The organism is Ancylobacter sp. TW_SC_1, from assembly GCF_056836805.1.
This window is the reverse complement of the sequence record NZ_CM166365.1, coordinates 796,735-811,071: the sequence shown is the minus strand read 5'-3', so window position 1 is coordinate 811,071 and position 14,337 is coordinate 796,735. Positions and strand designations below refer to the sequence as shown.

Genomic DNA, 14,337 nt, shown 5'->3' with positions numbered 1-14,337 from the left:
ATCGGGGCGTGACGCTGGGGCCGACGCTCAGTCCTGCTTACCCGGTTCGGGCGACAGATACTGTAACTTATCGGGCACACCGTCCCATTCCTTGGCCTCCGGCAACGGGTCCTTGCGATCCGTGATATTCGGCCAGACCTTGGCATAGTCGGCATTCAGCGCGAGCCATTTGTCGAGCCCCGGCTCGGTGTCCGGCTTGATCGCCTCGGCCGGGCATTCCGGCTCGCACACGCCGCAGTCGATGCACTCGTCGGGGTGGATGACGAGGAAGTTCTCGCCCTCGTAGAAGCAGTCCACCGGGCACACGGAGACGCAGTCGGTGTATTTGCACTTGATGCAATTATCCGTGACTACGTAGGTCATTTATCCAGTCTCCGTGCGGAACATGTGAATTAGGCACGCAGGAAGGGCTCCGCGAGGGCTCCCTAGCGCACCTCTCCGCGTGGCGCAACAAGCATCCCTCGCTCAGGGTGCATGGCTGCCCGGTGCGCCTTCGCCGTCGATCTCCACATAGGTGCTGGCCGCCGCCCGCGCATCCCCCCGCCGCGCGATAAAGCCGGTCACGCGCCACAGCCGCACCCGCCTGTCGAGCGCGAGGGTGAGCACGTCGCCGAGCCGGACGGGATGGCTCGGGGAGGTCACGCGGGTGCCGTTGAGCCGCACATGGCCCGCCTTCACCAGCGCCGCGGCGCTGGAGCGCGTGCGCACGCAGCGCGCGTGCCAGAGCCAGACGTCGAGACGGTGGCGGCCGGAATCGGCGTCGCGCGGACCAGCCTCGCCGCCGCTCAACCGCGCCCCCGCCTCAGCCGCCGTTCTTCTCCGCCTCCATCCGCGCCTTGAGCGCGAGCAGGGCGGCGAAGGGCGAATCCGGGTCCACCGGCTTGTCGCGGCGCGGCTCGTTGCGCGTCTCCGGCCGCGCGGCACCGGCGAAGCGGTCCTGCCGCTCGCCCCGGTCGGGGCGCGGCGGACGGTTGCCGTGCTCGCGGCGGTGCTCGTCGCGGCGCGGCTCGCGCTCGCCATCGGCGCGCTCGGGACGACGCTCGCGCCGGTCCTCGCGGAAGGGGCGGCGGCCACGCTCGCCCTCCGGGCGCTCGCGCGCGGCATCGGGACGCCCGGCCTCGGCCGGCGCGTCGCCGCGCGGCGCGGGCCGGCCCGGCTGGGCACCGTCTCGCGCCGCGTCGCGGCCACCGGCGCGGCCGCCGGAATGAGCGGCCGGATTTCCGCCGGCATGACCACCCTTGCGCTGGTGATGCGCCGGGCGGTTCTGCCCCGGCGGACGGCCGGGGCGCCAGATCTCGATCATCGCCGGTTCGGCCGGCGCGGCCTCGGCGGCGATGTCCGCCGGCTCGCCCGCGGCAGCCTCCACGGTGGAAGCCTCCGCCACTGGAATCTCCGTCACGGAAACCTCCGCCACGGAAATCTCGACGGCGGAAAATTCGCCGGAGGAAGACTCGATGGAGGAAGACTCAATGGACGAAGACTCGGCCTCCACCGTCACGTCGACGACGATCTCGTCGAGGGACGCCGGTTCGGCAGCCACTTCCTCGGCGACGGCAGCATCGGCAGCAGCCTGTTCGGAGGCGGCTTCTTCGACGGTGGCTTCTTCGACGATGACCTCTTCGACCGGCACGGCCTCGACCGGCTCGATCGCCGGCACGGCGGCCTCGTCCGACATCGCGACCACATCCTCGGTGACCGCCTCAGTCGCGGCAGCCTCGGGTGCGGAAACCTCGGCCACGGGAATCTCGACCTCGGCCGCCTCCGCAGCGGGCGCTTCCACGGGAGTCTCGACCACGGGCGCCGGGCGGCGCTCCATGCGGTAGCCCAGCGAGCGCAGGATCGAAGCGAAGTCCTCGCCGGCGCAGCCGGCCAGCGAGGTCATGGCGACGGTGGCGACGAAGCCATTGCCGTCGAAGGCGCCGGCCGGCTTCTCGCCGCTCGTGCCGGGACGCCAGGCGAGCGCCGGGCGGATCAGGTCGGCGAGGCGCTCCAGAATATCGACGCGCACCGCGCGGTCACCGGCGACCCGGAAGCCGACCGCGCGATAAAGGCCCTTCTGGATCTCGGGATCGACCGGGATCGAGGTACGCCCGCTGGCCGCCAGATGCGGCAGCTCGTCGAGGCCCTTCTGCTGCAGCCCGCCATGCTTGAGGCCCCAGAGCTGGGCGGCGAGCCCGCGCGGCGCCGGCTTGAGCAGGGCGGGGAGATAGATGTGATGGGCGCCGAAGCGCACGCCGTGGCCGCGCAGCACCGCGCGGGCCTCCTGGGCGAGCGCCTTCATCTCCTCGGCCACCTTGTGGCGCTCCAGCACGCCGAGCGATTCGACCAGCTGGAAGGCGATGCCGCGCGCGATGCCGGTGATGTCCTCGGCCTTGCCGATGGCCAGCAGCGGGCCGAGCAGCTTCTCGACATGCGCCTTCAGCCACAGGTCGAGCCGCGCCTGCACGCCGTCGCGGGCGGTGCCGGTGAGATGCTCGTCGGCGATCAGCTTGAGGCGGGGGCTCAGCACCTCCTCGCCGGGAATGAGCTTGGCGACCGGATCGCCGATCCAGCGCAGCGTGCCGTCGACCGACAGCACGAAGGCGTCGTCCGGCGCCTCCGAGAGCCGGGCGGCGCGCGCCTCGATCTCCCCGGCAAGCGCCTTCTGCGCCGCGGCGCGCAGCGCCTTGGCCTCAGGTCCGCCGGCGGATGCGTCCGCCGCGAACTGGAATCCAAGCAGATGGCCGATAACATGGCCTTCCACGATGACGTCGCCGGTCTTGGTGATTTCTGTTTCGAGCATCGCGTTCTCTCGCAGGCGCCTCATCAGCACGCTGGTCCGGCGATCAACGAAGCGGTGGGCCAACCGCTCGTGAAGCGCATCGGAAAGCCTATCCTCCACACGCCGCGTGACACCCTGCCAGTGTTCCGGGTCGTCAAGCCAATCCGGCCGGTTCGCCGCGAAGGTCCAGGTACGGACCTGCGCAATGCGCCCCGACAGCGTGTCTATGTCACCTTCCGCTCGGTCCGCCAAGGCCACTTGTTTGGCGAACCAGTCGGTCGAGAGGCGTCCGCGCCGCATCAGGTCGTCGTAAACGGTGGTCACGAGGTCGGAATGCGAGGCCGGCGAGACCTTGCGATAATCCGGCAGTTGGCAGGCTTCCCACAGTCTCTCGATCGCCTGCGGGCTCGTGGCGAGGCGGCGGATCGCAGGGTCGCTGCTCAATCGTTCGAGCACCAGAACGTCGTCGGCGGTGGGCGCGCGGGTCAGCCCTTCCTCGCGCGGCGGCACCGCCAGCGAGCGGTGCAGCGCCTCGATGGTCGCGAAGTCGAGCGCGCTGTTGCGCCATTGCAGCACACGGTGCGGATCGAAGCTGTGCGCTTCCAGCCGCTCGACGAGTTCGGCGTCGAACGGCCCGCAGCGCCCGGTGGTGCCGAAGGTGCCGTCGCGCTGGGCGCGGCCGGCGCGGCCGGCGATCTGCGCCATCTCGCCCGGATTGAGCCGGCGGAACTGCCAGCCGTCGAATTTCGTGTCGCCGGCGAAGGCGACATGATCGACGTCGAGATTGAGCCCCATGCCGATGGCGTCGGTGGCGACGAGATAGTCGACGTCGCCATTCTGGTACATCTCCACCTGCGCGTTGCGGGTGCGCGGGGAGAGCGCGCCGAGCACCACCGCCGCACCGCCGCGCTGGCGGCGGATCAGCTCGGCGATGGCGTAGACCTCGTCGGCGGAGAAGGCGACGATGGCCGAGCGGCGCGGCAGCCGGGTGATCTTCTTCTCGCCGGCGAAGGAAAGGTTGGACAGGCGCGGGCGCACGAGGATGCTGGCGCCCGGCAGCAGCTTCTCCACCAGCGGGCGCATGGTGGCGGCGCCGAGCAGCAGCGTCTCCTCGCGTCCGCGCCGGTTGAGCATCCGGTCGGTGAAGACGTGGCCGCGGTCGAGATCGGCGGCGATCTGGATCTCGTCCAGCGCCACGAAGGCGACGTCGAGGTCGCGCGGCATCGCCTCGACGGTGGCGACCCAGTAGCGTGGATTGGCCGGCTTGATGCGCTCCTCGCCGGTGATCAGCGCGACGCTCCCGGCCCCGGCGCGCTCGACCAGCTTGCCGTAGACCTCGCGGGCGAGCAGGCGCAGCGGCAGGCCGATCAGCCCGCTCGAATGGCCGAGCATGCGCTCGATGGCGAGGCTGGTCTTGCCGGTATTGGTGGGGCCCAGCACCGCGGTGACGCCGCGCGCCCTCAGCGAGGGCGGCAAGGGCTTGGCGTCGGGGCGCAGATGGGCCGGCGGGGCGGCGATGTTCATGGGGCCGTTCAGTTGGAGCCGTTCAGTTGGCCGGGCCGGGGGCGGTCCTTTTAGCACGGGAAGTCCGATATGGGGACGTCCGGCCGCAATTGCCCGTCATGCGGGCCGGTCGCCGCGCGGGGCCGCCTTCAGGGCATGCCCGCCTTGGCCGGCGCGGTGCGCGTGCCGACCAGCGCCTGCGTCTCGAAGGCTTCCGCCTCGAGCTGGGCGATGCCGATCGCGGTCGTGACCGAAGCGCGGAACGGCACCAGCATGCGCGTGCCGGCGACGGGCGCCAGCCACACATACATTTCCTTGTTCTTCATCATGTACTTCACCCCGCTGCGGTTCGGCTTGTGGCCGGAGACGGGGCGATAGGCGACGCGGCAGACCACGGCCGGGCCGGCATAGCCCTTTTCCGCCTTCACCTGGTCCATGCGCTCGAAGCTGAGCGCGAGGTCGTAGCGCTGGCGGCCATCGAAGATGGAGAGCACGCGCGCGCAGGCCTTGGGCGACAGCGGGTCCTCGGTGCCCGGCACCAGGATCAGCGCCGCCGTCATCGGGTCGAAGATGCCCTTCTTGTCCTTGTCGCTGACCGGCACGCGATCGGACGAGGGAAACACCGGCGGCTCGATGCGCATGTCGGTGACGCTCGACCCGTTCATGACGAGGCGGATCGCCTCGGACTTCTTGTCGGATTCCGCTTCCATGGCGAAGCTGCGCGGGGCCAGCGCGCCGCGGCTGATGGTGCCGCGCGCCCCGGCCGTGCCCTTGCCGGGAGAGACGGCCTGCACCACGCCGGTGAGGCGCCCGCTGCCGGAAGCGATGTAGGAGCTGTCGTCGACCTCGACCAGCAGCGCCGCCTTGCCGAGTTCCAGCCCGCCGATGGACATGCGGTAGCGCGCCTCCAGACGCCCGTCCGCGCGGGCGTCCGTGACCACAGAGCCCGCACCCGCGAGCGCCAGAACTGCCGTGAGGCACACACGCAACATGAAGGCAAAAATCCCGAATCGCCCCGACCGCATTGCCCGAGCGTCATTTACCCTCGTTTCGGATGATCTTGGAAGGCGGCGGAACTGTGACTCGGGCCGCTCACGAAACCGCCAGCGCCGCGCGCGAGCCGCGCCGCCGGCCTTGACGGCGCGGGGGGCGTTCCTTATAGGAGCGCACTCTTAATTTCCACGGATGCCGCATGCGGGATCGTCGGGCTGCTAGACTAGCCTGCGACGCATCGGTTTTGATACAAGGAAGTCCACGATGTCGCGTCGGTGCGAACTTACCGGGAAGGCGGTTCTGACCGGCAATCTCGTGAGCCACTCCAACCGCAAGACCCGTCGGCGTTTTCTGCCGAACCTGGTGAACGTGACGCTCACCAGCGACGTGCTGAAGCGGTCGGTGAAGCTGCGCGTGAGTGCCAACGCCCTCAAGACCGTCGATCATCGCGGCGGTCTCGACGCGTTCCTCCTCAAGGCCCACAGCGAAGAGCTGTCGCCGAAGGCGGCGGATCTGCGCCGCGCGGTGATCAAGGCGACCACGGCCGTCGCCGCCTGAGCGCGATGAACGTCGCCGGCACGAGAATATCCGTCACGACGCTTGCCATTCCCGTCATCGCCATGATGGCGGTGGTGGCGGCGTCGAACGTGCTGGTGCAGCACCCCGTGCAGTATTTCGGCCTGCACGAAGTGCTGACCTGGGGCGCGTTCAGCTATCCGCTCGCCTTTCTCGTCAATGACCTGACCAATCGCCGCTTCGGCCCCGCCGTCACGCGGCAGGTGGTCTATTTCGGCTTTGCGCTGGCGGTCGTGCTGTCGATCTGGCTGGCGACGCCGCGCATCGCGCTGGCTTCCGGCGCGGCCTTCCTCGTCGGCCAGCTCCTCGACATCGGCGTGTTCAACCGGCTGCGCCGGCTGAGCTGGTGGCAGGCGCCGCTGGCCGGCAGCCTGCTCGGCTCGGCCATCGACACCGCGATGTTCTTCTCCCTCGCCTTCGCCGGCGACGCGGACATGTCCTTCCCCGTGACCTACGCCTCCACCGGCATCACCGTGCCGCTGTGGGTCGGCCTCGCCTATTTCGATTTCCTGGTGAAGCTCGCCTGCGCGCTTCTGGCCCTGGTGCCCTACGGCGCCGTGATGGGCCGGCTCAAGCCCTGGAGCGGCCCGCAGGCCACGCGCGGCTCCGCCCGCTGAGCCTGCCCGCGGGCGCCCTCTTCTCTCCTGTCAGTCGACGACCGCGAAGCGCAGCAGCAGCGTGCGCTGGAGCGCGGAGAAATTGTCGTCCGACAGGATCGTCAGGATGAGCTCGCCGGCCGCGTTCCGGTGCAGGGCGAGGCCCTCCATATTGTCGATGGCCGCCAGCCGGTTGGCGCTGACCAGCACCTCGCCCTCGACCAGCGCCCCCGGCGCGATCGCGCTCAGCGGGAAGCGGCGGATGCGCATGGCGACGCCGCGCAGCAGGTCGAAGCGCCGTTCCAGCAGATAGATCGTGCCGTCATCGGCCAGCGCCGCGTCGGTCGCCGAGAACTCGTCGCTCCGCCGGATGGAAAAGCGCCCGGTCAGCACCGGCTTGGCCAGCGGCCCGAACAGGAAGCCGGGCAGCACCGCCGGATCGTCCGGGCTCTGCTCGGCGATGACGATGATCGCGGCCGGCGTGCCGTCCGGTGGCGCCAGCAGGGCTTCCGGGCCCTCGTTGAAGCCGAGCTTGCCCAGCGCCGGATCGGCGATCAGCCGCCGGCCGGTGGCGCTCAGCGGGTCCGCGCCGGGAAACAGCCAGATCTCCTGCTTGCGCTCGATGCCGACGAGCGTGCCCGACGGGGTCCGCGCCAGGGATTCGACGTCGCCCCGCCCCTGCGCCGCCAGCGTGCCGCCGCCCTGCACCCGCATCGGCGCCAGCCGCGCCGCGCCGATGCCGGTCGGCCGGTCGCCCTCGCTCAGGATGCGGCCGGAGAGCCAGGAGCCCCGGTCGGTGACAGCGACGAAGCCCGCCCCGTCGGCATCGACGGACAGGCCGGAAAGCCCGCCGAAATCCCCCGCCGGCGACGACAGGATCAGCCCGCCGCGAAACTCCAGCGGCCCGAAGCGCACCGCGCCGCCGGCATCGAAGCGCTCCACCGGCGTCGCCTGGACCTCGATCGGCGTCGACTGCGCCGGCGCCGGCTGAGGACCGAGCAGGAGCAGCAGCAGAACGGCGGCAGGCAATGAACGCATGAATCCCCCGGCCATGATCCCCGCCCTCAGCGCCGGGCCGGCAGCATGCGCAGGATCAGCCCGTCGCGCCACACGAAATGATGCCAGAGCGCCGCCGCGACATGCGCCGCGACGATGCCGGCGATGACGTAGGCGAGCGCCACATGCGCCGCCCCGGTCCAGCCCAGGCTCTTGCCCAGCGCCGTGACGGTGACGGCGCCGAGAATCGGCTGCACGAGGATGAGAAGGTAGAGCAGGCCATGCGTGGCGCGCGCGGCGATCTGCGTCGCCCGGCCCATGCCGGCGGGCAGCGGCGGCGCCGCGTGGGTCAGCCGCCAGCCGATGCGCAGTACCGCCAGCGCCAGCACGCCATAGCCGGAGTAGAGATGCAGGCGGAAGAGGTAGAAGCGCGGCTCGGAACCGCGCTCGAAAAAGCCCCAGCTCCACCCCGTGGCGAACTGCACCAGCACCAGCGCGGCGACCGCCCAATGGAGAATTCGGGAGGTCCGGTCGTAATTTAGTACCATTCAGCGGTCTTTCGCCTCACCGAATCGGAGCCAGGAGCGAACCGCTATATTGCAGCGCGTTTCGTTTCCATGTCATGTCATGGGGGAGTGGCCGAGGGACATCGTTGACGCGCGCGCAAACCATGGATCGCCTGTCCAGCCGGAAGGTCCGGGCGGAAGCGCGCACCCGCCAGATCCTGCCGCGCAAGGCGCCGGAGGCATCCTCCGGCGAGCCCGCCGGCGGCGCGCGGCCGAAGACGCCGAACCGCCTCAGGCGGATCGAGGCCAAGCACACCGCGATCCTCGACGCCGCGCTCTCGCTGTTCTCGCGCTACGGCCTGCACGGCACCACGGTGGAAGAGATCGCCCGCGCGGCCGAGGTCTCCAAGACCAATCTGTTCTACTATTTCGCCACCAAGGACGAGGTCTATGTCGGCGTGCTGAGCCGGCTGCTCGACCAGTGGCTGGATCCGCTGCGCGAGCTTCGGCTCGACACCGACCCGATCGAGGGCATCCGCGAATATATCCGCCGCAAGATTCTGTTCTCGCGCACCCATCCGGAAGCCTCGCGCCTGTTCTGCCTGGAGATGGTGCAGGGCGCCCCGCTGCTGCGCCGCGAGCTGGAAACCTCGCTGAAGGAGCTCGTCGACGCCAAGGCCGAGGTGATCCGCGCCTGGACGGCGGCCGGCAAGCTGGCGCCGATCGACCCCCATCACCTGATCTTCTCGATCTGGGCGACGACGCAACACTATGCCGATTTCGCCTCGCAGATCGATGCGCTGGTCAAGACGGGGCTGGACGACGACCAGTTTGTCGAGGAGGCTACGCGCAACGTGCAGCGCATCATCCTCGACGGGCTGCGCGTGCGGAGTGACGGCTGAGCCGTCCCCGGTTCGGTGTTCGATCCGGGATATGTGCCGCGCGCGGGCCCGCCTTCGCCGGATTGCGTTGAAAAGGACGTTCGCGATGAAGCGCCGCGCGCTGCTCTTGACCGCCGCCGGCGCCGCGCTGGCCGCGCTTCTGGCGGGCCCGCTCCAGGCCGCCGCGCCGGACACGCCGCCCGCCGCCGCCGCGCCCAGGCCGCTCGACATCGACGCGCTGCTGAACGACCCCGAGGCGCCGGCCGCCGGCAACCCGAAGGGCGACGTCACCATCGTCGCCTTCTTCGACTATAATTGCGGCTATTGCCGCAAATCCCTGCCGGAGCTGGAGCGCCTGGTGGCGGAGGACGGCAATATCCGCATCGTCTACAAGGACTGGCCGATCCTGGCCAAGTCCTCGGTGGTCGCCGCCCAGCTCGCCCTCGCGGCGAAGTATCAGGGCAAGTATGCCGCCGCCCACAACAAGCTGATGAACCTGCCGGGCAAGACCACCACCGAGCGCATGAGCGAGGCGCTGGCCGATGCGGGCATCGACCGCCAGAGGCTGGCGAAGGATCTCAAGGCGCATGCCGGCGAGATCGGCGCGCTGCTCAAGCGCAACAACGAGCAGGCCGAGGCGCTCGGCCTGCCGGGCACGCCGGTCTATCTCGTCGGCCCCTTCAAGGTCGCCGCCGCGCTCGACTATCAGGGCTTCAAGGACGTGGTCGAGGACGCCCGCCGGCGCGCCGCCGAGCAGCCCTAGCCCTCCAGCAGCGCCGCCGCCTGCGCCAGCGCCTGCCCGCGCGGGCCGGAGGTGTCGATCCGCACCCAGTCGAGCGGGCCGACATCGCGCCCCGCCTGCCAGCGCACCACCTCCCCCGTGGCATCCGAGGCATCGCCGCGCCGGGCGTCGACGCGCTCCGCCAGCGCCGCCACCGGCGCCTCCAGCCACAGGCCGAGAAAGTCGACGCCGCTCTCATAGGCGACCTCGGCGATCGCCTGCCTCTCGTCGGCACGCTGGTGGACGGCATCGACGACGACGCCGTGCCCGGCGGCGAGGATCGTCTCCGCCCGCGTCCGCAGCGTTTCGTAGACCGCCTGCGTCGCCTCCATCGAATAGGCCTCGGGCGGCAGGCGCTCCAGTTCCGGGCTGCCCTGCAGCCGCTTGCGCTCGACATCCGAGCGCAGATGCACCGCCCCCGGCACCGGGCCGACCAGCGGCGCCAGCCGGGCGGCGAGCGTGCTCTTGCCCGAGCCGGAAAGCCCGCCGACGGCGACCAGCCGCACGGCGCGCGGGTGCAGCGCCGCCTCGGCGAAGGCGAGATAGTCCCGCGCCTCCGCGACCGCCGCCTCGCGCGTCGCGCCGGAGCGGAAGGCCAGCGCGGCGGCGGTGACCTGGGCGCGGATGGCGGCGCGCAGCGCGATGAACAGCGGCAGCGCCGCCAGCCCGTCGAACGGCGGGTCGTCGCCGCAGGCGACGAGGTAGCGGTTGAGCAGGTAGTTCGCCTCGAAGGCGAGCCCGCGCACGCCGATATCCATCAGCAGGAAGGCGAGGTCGTAGAGCCGGTCGGTGGTGGCCAGCGCTTCGTCGAATTCGAGCGCGTCGAACAGCACCGGCGCGCCGTCGATCAGGACGATGTTGCGCAAATGCAGGTCGCCATGGCAGCGCCGCACCTCGCCGGCCGCCGCCCGGCGCGCCAGCAGCGGGTCGAGCCGGTCGAAGGCCTCGATGAAGGCGGCGTCGAGCGCCGCCACGCGCGCCGGCGCCAGCACGTCCGGCGCCTCCATCAGCCCGGCCACGACGTTGCGCGCCACCTCCCGCAGCGGCGCCTGCGCGCCCTTGGCCGCGCGCGGCGCCTGCCGGTGCGCCTGTTCCACGGCGACCGCCAGCGCGGCGAGGAGCGGCGGCGACAGCCCCTCGCGCGCGGCCACCTTGTCGAGCGTCGCCTCCTCGTCGAAGCGGCGCATATGCACCGCCCACTCCACCACCTCGCCGTCCATCTCGTCCTCGCCGCCCAGATGCAGCGCCCCGGCGCGGGCGACGATGGGAACGAGGCCGAGATAGAGCTCGGGCGCGGTGGCGCGGTTCAGCTCCAGCTCGCGCGCGCAGGCCCGCCGGCGGCGCGCAAGCGTCGAGAAATCCATGAAGGAGAAGCGCACCGCGCGCTTGACCTTGTAGACGTCCGCGCCGGCGAGGAACACCACCGCGCCATGCGTGTCGATGCGTCGGACCTCGCCCGGCAGCCCATGGCCCGGCAGCCCATGGGAGGAAGGATCGGCGAGCAGGGCGAACACCGGCTCCTGGTCGGCGACGACATGGTCGGTGGCACTCATGCTGGTCATCTCGCAGCCTGTCTGCAAATCCCTTGGAGGCCGTCGTCCCGGCCGCCGCCGGAGGCGGAGAGCCGGGATCGTCCCTGGAAGCCGTAGCGTTTCCGGACAGGACCTGCGGTCCTTCCGGGATGACGCCGGTGAAGGAATCGTCAAACAGGCACTAAACCCGCCGCACCGGCGCGCGCCATCCGGCACGTGACGCAGTCAATGCCGGCTCCGGCGAATTGACAATGGCCGGCGCGCCGGTTTCCCCCTAGAGCACACACCGACCCGATTGCCGCGCAATCGGATCGGATCGCGCCCAGGACCTCGGCCCGCCCCCACCCCACAGGATCGCCCGTGACCGACCGCCCGACCACCCCCCGCCGCCCGCCCGGCTTCGGCAGCGACAACGTCGCCGGAATTTCCCCCGCCATCCTCGCCGCGCTCACGGCGGCCAATGAGGGGGCGATGCCCTCCTATGGTGCCGACGAGATCTCCGCCCGCGTCGAGGCGCGGCTTTCCGCCCTGTTCGAGCGCGAGGTGAGCGTCCTGCTGGTCTCCACCGGCACCGCCGCCAACGCGCTGGCGCTGAGCGTGCTCACGCCGCCCTGGGGCGCCGTGCTGTGCCATGCCGAGAGCCACATCGAGAACGACGAGTGCGGCGCGCCGGAATTCTTCACCCACGGCGCCAAGCTGGTGCATGTGCGCGGCGCGGCGGCGAAGATCGACCCCGAGGCGCTGGCCGAGGCGGCGCAGCGCAACCGCGGCGACGTGCACTGCGTGCAGCCGGCCTGCGTCTCCATCACCCAGGCGAGCGAGCTGGGCACGCTCTATAGCCTGGAACATGTGCGCGCCATCGGCGCGGTCTGCCGCGCCGCCGGCCTGCCGCTGCACATGGACGGTTCGCGCTTCGCCAATGCGGTGGCCGCGCTGGGTGTCAGCCCGGCGGAGATGACCTGGAAGGCCGGCGTCGACATCCTGTCCTTCGGCGCCACCAAGAACGGCGCCATGGGCGTCGAGGCCATCGTGCTGTTCGACCGCGCCCGCGCGCAGGAGATCGCCTTCCGCCGCAAGCGCGGCGGGCACCTGTCCTCCAAGATGCGCTTCCTCGCGGCGCAGATGGACGCCTATCTCGAGGGCGAGCTCTGGCTCGTCAATGCCCGCCACGCCAATGCCATGGCGGGCCGGCTGGCGGCCGGGCTGGAGGCGATCCCCGGCCTCGCGCTCACCGCCCCGGCGGAGGCCAACATGCTGTTCGTGCGCCTGCCGCAGCCGATGATCGACGGGCTGCTGGAACAGGGTTTCCGCTTCTACACCGACCGCTGGGGCACGGGCGTGGTGCGCCTCGTCACCTCCTTCGCCACCACGCCGGACGACGTCGACCTGCTGCTGGAGGCGGCGGGCAAGCTGGCGTGAGGCTTTCTGCCACTCGCGTCATCCCGGATCGGCCTACGGCCGTCCGCGATGACGGGGTGGAGCGCGATCACATCACCGACGACACCGCCTCGGGCGCCTGGCTCAGCGCGTGCGCCATGAAGTCCAGCGCCGAGCGGATCTGCGCCCGGCTCGCCGGCCCGCCCAGGCACACCCGCACCGCCTCGATCGCCGGCCCGGCGGCGGTGAAGGCGTCGCTGGCGACGACGCCGATGCCGGTGGTGCGCATGTGGCCGACAAAGGCCGAGCGGGTCCACGGCTCCGGCAGCTCGATCCAGAGGTTGAAGCTCAGCGGGTCGGCCCGGAAGCTACCCGGCGGCAGGATCTCGCTCGCCAGCGCCTGCCGGGCGGCGGTCTCGGCGCGGATGAAGCGCAGCAGCGTATCGGCGGTGCCGTCCTCGATCCAGCGGGTGGCGAGCGCCGTGGTCAGCGGCGAGGCCATCACGTTGGCTGTGCGCAGCGCGGCGGCGAAGGGATAGCCGGCGCGCGCCTCGGGCACCACGACATAGGCGGCGCGCAGGCCCGCGCCGATGCATTTGGCCAGGCCCGCAATATGCCAGGTCAGGTCCGGCGCGATGGCCGCGAAGGGCGGCGGGCCATGCGGCGGCACGAAGCCATAGGCGTCGTCCTCGACGATCGGCACGCCATGGCGGCGGGCGACGGCGGCCAGCGCGGTGCGCCGCGCCTCCGGTATGGTGAGCGTCGTCGGGTTGTGCAGCGTCGGGTTGAGATAGAGCGCCTTGGGCGCCAGTTCGCGGCAGGCCTGCCCGAAGGCGTCCGGGTCGATGCCGGCGCGGTCCATCGGCAGGCCGACGAGCCGCAGGCCGAGCTGGGCGGCCACCGCCCGCGCGCCGGGATAGGTGATGGCCTCGCACAGCACCGTGTCGCCGGGCCGGGCGAGCAGGCCGAAAATGCCGAGCAGCGCGGGATGCGCGCCGGGCGTGACGAAGATGCGCTCCTGCGCCGGCACCATGGCGCGGCGGCCGAGCCAGGCCGAGGCGGCGTTCTTGTCGGCCGGCGTTCCGCCGAATCCCTGATAGCGCAGCAGGGCGACGAGATCGCGCCCGACCTCGGCGAGCCCGTCCTGCATGCGCTCGATCAGCGCCGGGTCGTCCGGCTCGGGCGGCAGGTTCATCGACAGGTCGACCACGCCCGAGCCGCCGGCCACCGCGGCGCGCGGCCTGGGGCGCGGCGTGCCGGTGACGAAGGTGCCCTGCCCGACGCGCGATTCGACCAGGCCGCGCTTCTGCGCCTCGACATAGCCGCGCGCCACGGTGGTGAAGTCGATGGCGAGCCGGGCGGCGAGCTTGCGCTGCGGCGGCAGCCGGTCGCCGATGGCGAGGCGCCCGGCGCGTATGTCCTCGCCGATCAGGTCGGCGATGGCGAGGTAGCGCGGCTTGTCGGAGCGGGCGAGGTCGGGAATCCAGTCGGCCATGGCGCTTTCACCTGTCGTCATCCCGGACGGCCGCAAGGCCGATCCGGGCTCGTCTGCCGGATCTCATCGCGCTCCCGGCTCTCGCTGCCGCTCGGCCGGGATGACTTTGCGAATCCGACCCATCCTAATTGACTGTATAATGTTGCAGAGGTTTCCTGTCACCACTGGTCCACAACTTGCTGCGTAAGTGGAGTTACCGACGGCACCCCGGCGCATGCGCATGAAGCGGGCAGTTTCCCGCCGTTTCCTTGAGCGTACGCTTGCTTTTTGCACAGATCCGGGAGGCGGCAGAACTCCGGATTGAATGTATTATTGAATGTAAATTGATTGTTTTGATGAT

General features: G+C 70.8%; 13 protein-coding genes. 5 read left to right on the top strand and 8 right to left on the bottom strand.

Annotated elements, in window-relative coordinates; all coding sequences use genetic code 11:
• Positions 1–27: 27 nt before the first annotated feature.
• The 4 genes from fdxA to AC1PZ7_RS03750 form a co-directional block, all read right to left on the bottom strand.
• Positions 28–363, bottom strand: coding sequence for a ferredoxin FdxA (fdxA, locus tag AC1PZ7_RS03765; protein ID WP_482358180.1), 336 nt, complete (start codon positions 361–363; stop codon positions 28–30).
• A gap of 102 nt (positions 364–465) precedes the next feature.
• On the bottom strand, positions 466–789 hold the full coding sequence (locus AC1PZ7_RS03760; RefSeq protein WP_482358179.1) for an RNA-binding S4 domain-containing protein: 324 nt from the start codon (positions 787–789) through the stop codon (positions 466–468).
• Positions 790–802: 13 nt separating this feature from the next.
• Positions 803–4,285 carry a helicase-related protein gene (locus tag AC1PZ7_RS03755; RefSeq protein WP_482358178.1) on the bottom strand — a complete coding sequence of 1,161 codons (3,483 nt, stop codon included), beginning with the start codon at positions 4,283–4,285 and terminating at the stop codon, positions 803–805.
• A 128-nt stretch (positions 4,286–4,413) separates the two neighbouring features.
• Positions 4,414–5,256 carry a DUF3108 domain-containing protein gene (locus tag AC1PZ7_RS03750; protein ID WP_482358177.1) on the bottom strand — a complete coding sequence of 281 codons (843 nt, stop codon included), beginning with the start codon at positions 5,254–5,256 and terminating at the stop codon, positions 4,414–4,416.
• Between the two features lie 265 nt (positions 5,257–5,521).
• Between AC1PZ7_RS03750 and rpmB the strand changes: the two genes are divergently transcribed.
• A complete protein-coding gene (gene rpmB, locus AC1PZ7_RS03745) occupies positions 5,522–5,815 on the top strand; it encodes a 50S ribosomal protein L28 (RefSeq protein WP_482358176.1) in 294 nt (97 codons plus the stop codon).
• A gap of 5 nt (positions 5,816–5,820) precedes the next feature.
• On the top strand, positions 5,821–6,450 hold the full coding sequence (locus tag AC1PZ7_RS03740; protein WP_482358175.1) for a queuosine precursor transporter: 630 nt from the start codon (positions 5,821–5,823) through the stop codon (positions 6,448–6,450).
• Positions 6,451–6,480: 30 nt separating this feature from the next.
• On the opposite strand, the gene AC1PZ7_RS03735 is transcribed toward AC1PZ7_RS03740, so the two are convergent.
• A complete protein-coding gene (locus AC1PZ7_RS03735; RefSeq protein WP_482358174.1) occupies positions 6,481–7,467 on the bottom strand; it encodes an esterase-like activity of phytase family protein in 987 nt (328 codons plus the stop codon).
• Positions 7,468–7,493: 26 nt separating this feature from the next.
• Positions 7,494–7,973 (bottom strand): cytochrome b, encoded by a 480-nt coding sequence (locus AC1PZ7_RS03730; protein WP_482358173.1) that lies wholly within the window; start codon positions 7,971–7,973, stop codon positions 7,494–7,496.
• Positions 7,974–8,095: 122 nt separating this feature from the next.
• On the opposite strand from AC1PZ7_RS03730, the gene rutR reads away from it, so the two are divergent.
• Both rutR and AC1PZ7_RS03720 read left to right on the top strand, forming a co-directional pair.
• Positions 8,096–8,833 (top strand): HTH-type transcriptional regulator RutR, encoded by a 738-nt coding sequence (gene rutR, locus AC1PZ7_RS03725; protein ID WP_482358172.1) that lies wholly within the window; start codon positions 8,096–8,098, stop codon positions 8,831–8,833.
• 85 nt (positions 8,834–8,918) lie between these two features.
• Positions 8,919–9,575: a DsbA family protein gene (locus AC1PZ7_RS03720; RefSeq protein WP_482358171.1), complete on the top strand. Its 657-nt coding sequence runs from the start codon at positions 8,919–8,921 to the stop codon at positions 9,573–9,575.
• Here AC1PZ7_RS03720 and AC1PZ7_RS03715 read toward each other — a convergent pair.
• Positions 9,572–11,146, bottom strand: a complete 1,575-nt coding sequence (locus AC1PZ7_RS03715; protein WP_482358170.1) for a bifunctional aminoglycoside phosphotransferase/ATP-binding protein — start codon at positions 11,144–11,146, stop codon at positions 9,572–9,574. The genes AC1PZ7_RS03720 and AC1PZ7_RS03715 overlap by 4 nt on opposite strands.
• A 339-nt stretch (positions 11,147–11,485) precedes the next feature.
• Between AC1PZ7_RS03715 and AC1PZ7_RS03710 the strand changes: the two genes are divergently transcribed.
• On the top strand, positions 11,486–12,544 hold the full coding sequence (locus tag AC1PZ7_RS03710) for a threonine aldolase family protein (RefSeq protein WP_482358169.1): 1,059 nt from the start codon (positions 11,486–11,488) through the stop codon (positions 12,542–12,544).
• A 67-nt stretch (positions 12,545–12,611) separates the two neighbouring features.
• Here the strand turns inward: AC1PZ7_RS03710 and AC1PZ7_RS03705 are convergent, their stop codons facing one another.
• The gene (locus AC1PZ7_RS03705) at positions 12,612–13,997 is read right to left on the bottom strand and encodes an aminotransferase-like domain-containing protein (RefSeq protein ID WP_482358168.1); all 1,386 of its coding nucleotides are present in this window, start codon (positions 13,995–13,997) and stop codon (positions 12,612–12,614) included.
• Between the last annotated feature and the right edge of the window lie 340 nt (positions 13,998–14,337).

Coding starts and splice junctions, on each gene's coding strand:
- fdxA (WP_482358180.1), bottom strand. CDS start 363: ATGACCTACGTAGTCACGGATAATTGCATCAAGTGCAAATACACCGAC.
- AC1PZ7_RS03755 (WP_482358178.1), bottom strand. CDS start 4,285: ATGAACATCGCCGCCCCGCCGGCCCATCTGCGCCCCGACGCCAAGCCC.
- AC1PZ7_RS03750 (WP_482358177.1), bottom strand. CDS start 5,256: ATGTTGCGTGTGTGCCTCACGGCAGTTCTGGCGCTCGCGGGTGCGGGC.
- rpmB (WP_482358176.1), top strand. CDS start 5,522: ATGTCGCGTCGGTGCGAACTTACCGGGAAGGCGGTTCTGACCGGCAAT.
- AC1PZ7_RS03740 (WP_482358175.1), top strand. CDS start 5,821: ATGAACGTCGCCGGCACGAGAATATCCGTCACGACGCTTGCCATTCCC.
- AC1PZ7_RS03735 (WP_482358174.1), bottom strand. CDS start 7,467: ATGCGTTCATTGCCTGCCGCCGTTCTGCTGCTGCTCCTGCTCGGTCCT.
- AC1PZ7_RS03730 (WP_482358173.1), bottom strand. CDS start 7,973: ATGGTACTAAATTACGACCGGACCTCCCGAATTCTCCATTGGGCGGTC.
- rutR (WP_482358172.1), top strand. CDS start 8,096: ATGGATCGCCTGTCCAGCCGGAAGGTCCGGGCGGAAGCGCGCACCCGC.
- AC1PZ7_RS03720 (WP_482358171.1), top strand. CDS start 8,919: ATGAAGCGCCGCGCGCTGCTCTTGACCGCCGCCGGCGCCGCGCTGGCC.
- AC1PZ7_RS03715 (WP_482358170.1), bottom strand. CDS start 11,146: ATGAGTGCCACCGACCATGTCGTCGCCGACCAGGAGCCGGTGTTCGCC.
- AC1PZ7_RS03705 (WP_482358168.1), bottom strand. CDS start 13,997: ATGGCCGACTGGATTCCCGACCTCGCCCGCTCCGACAAGCCGCGCTAC.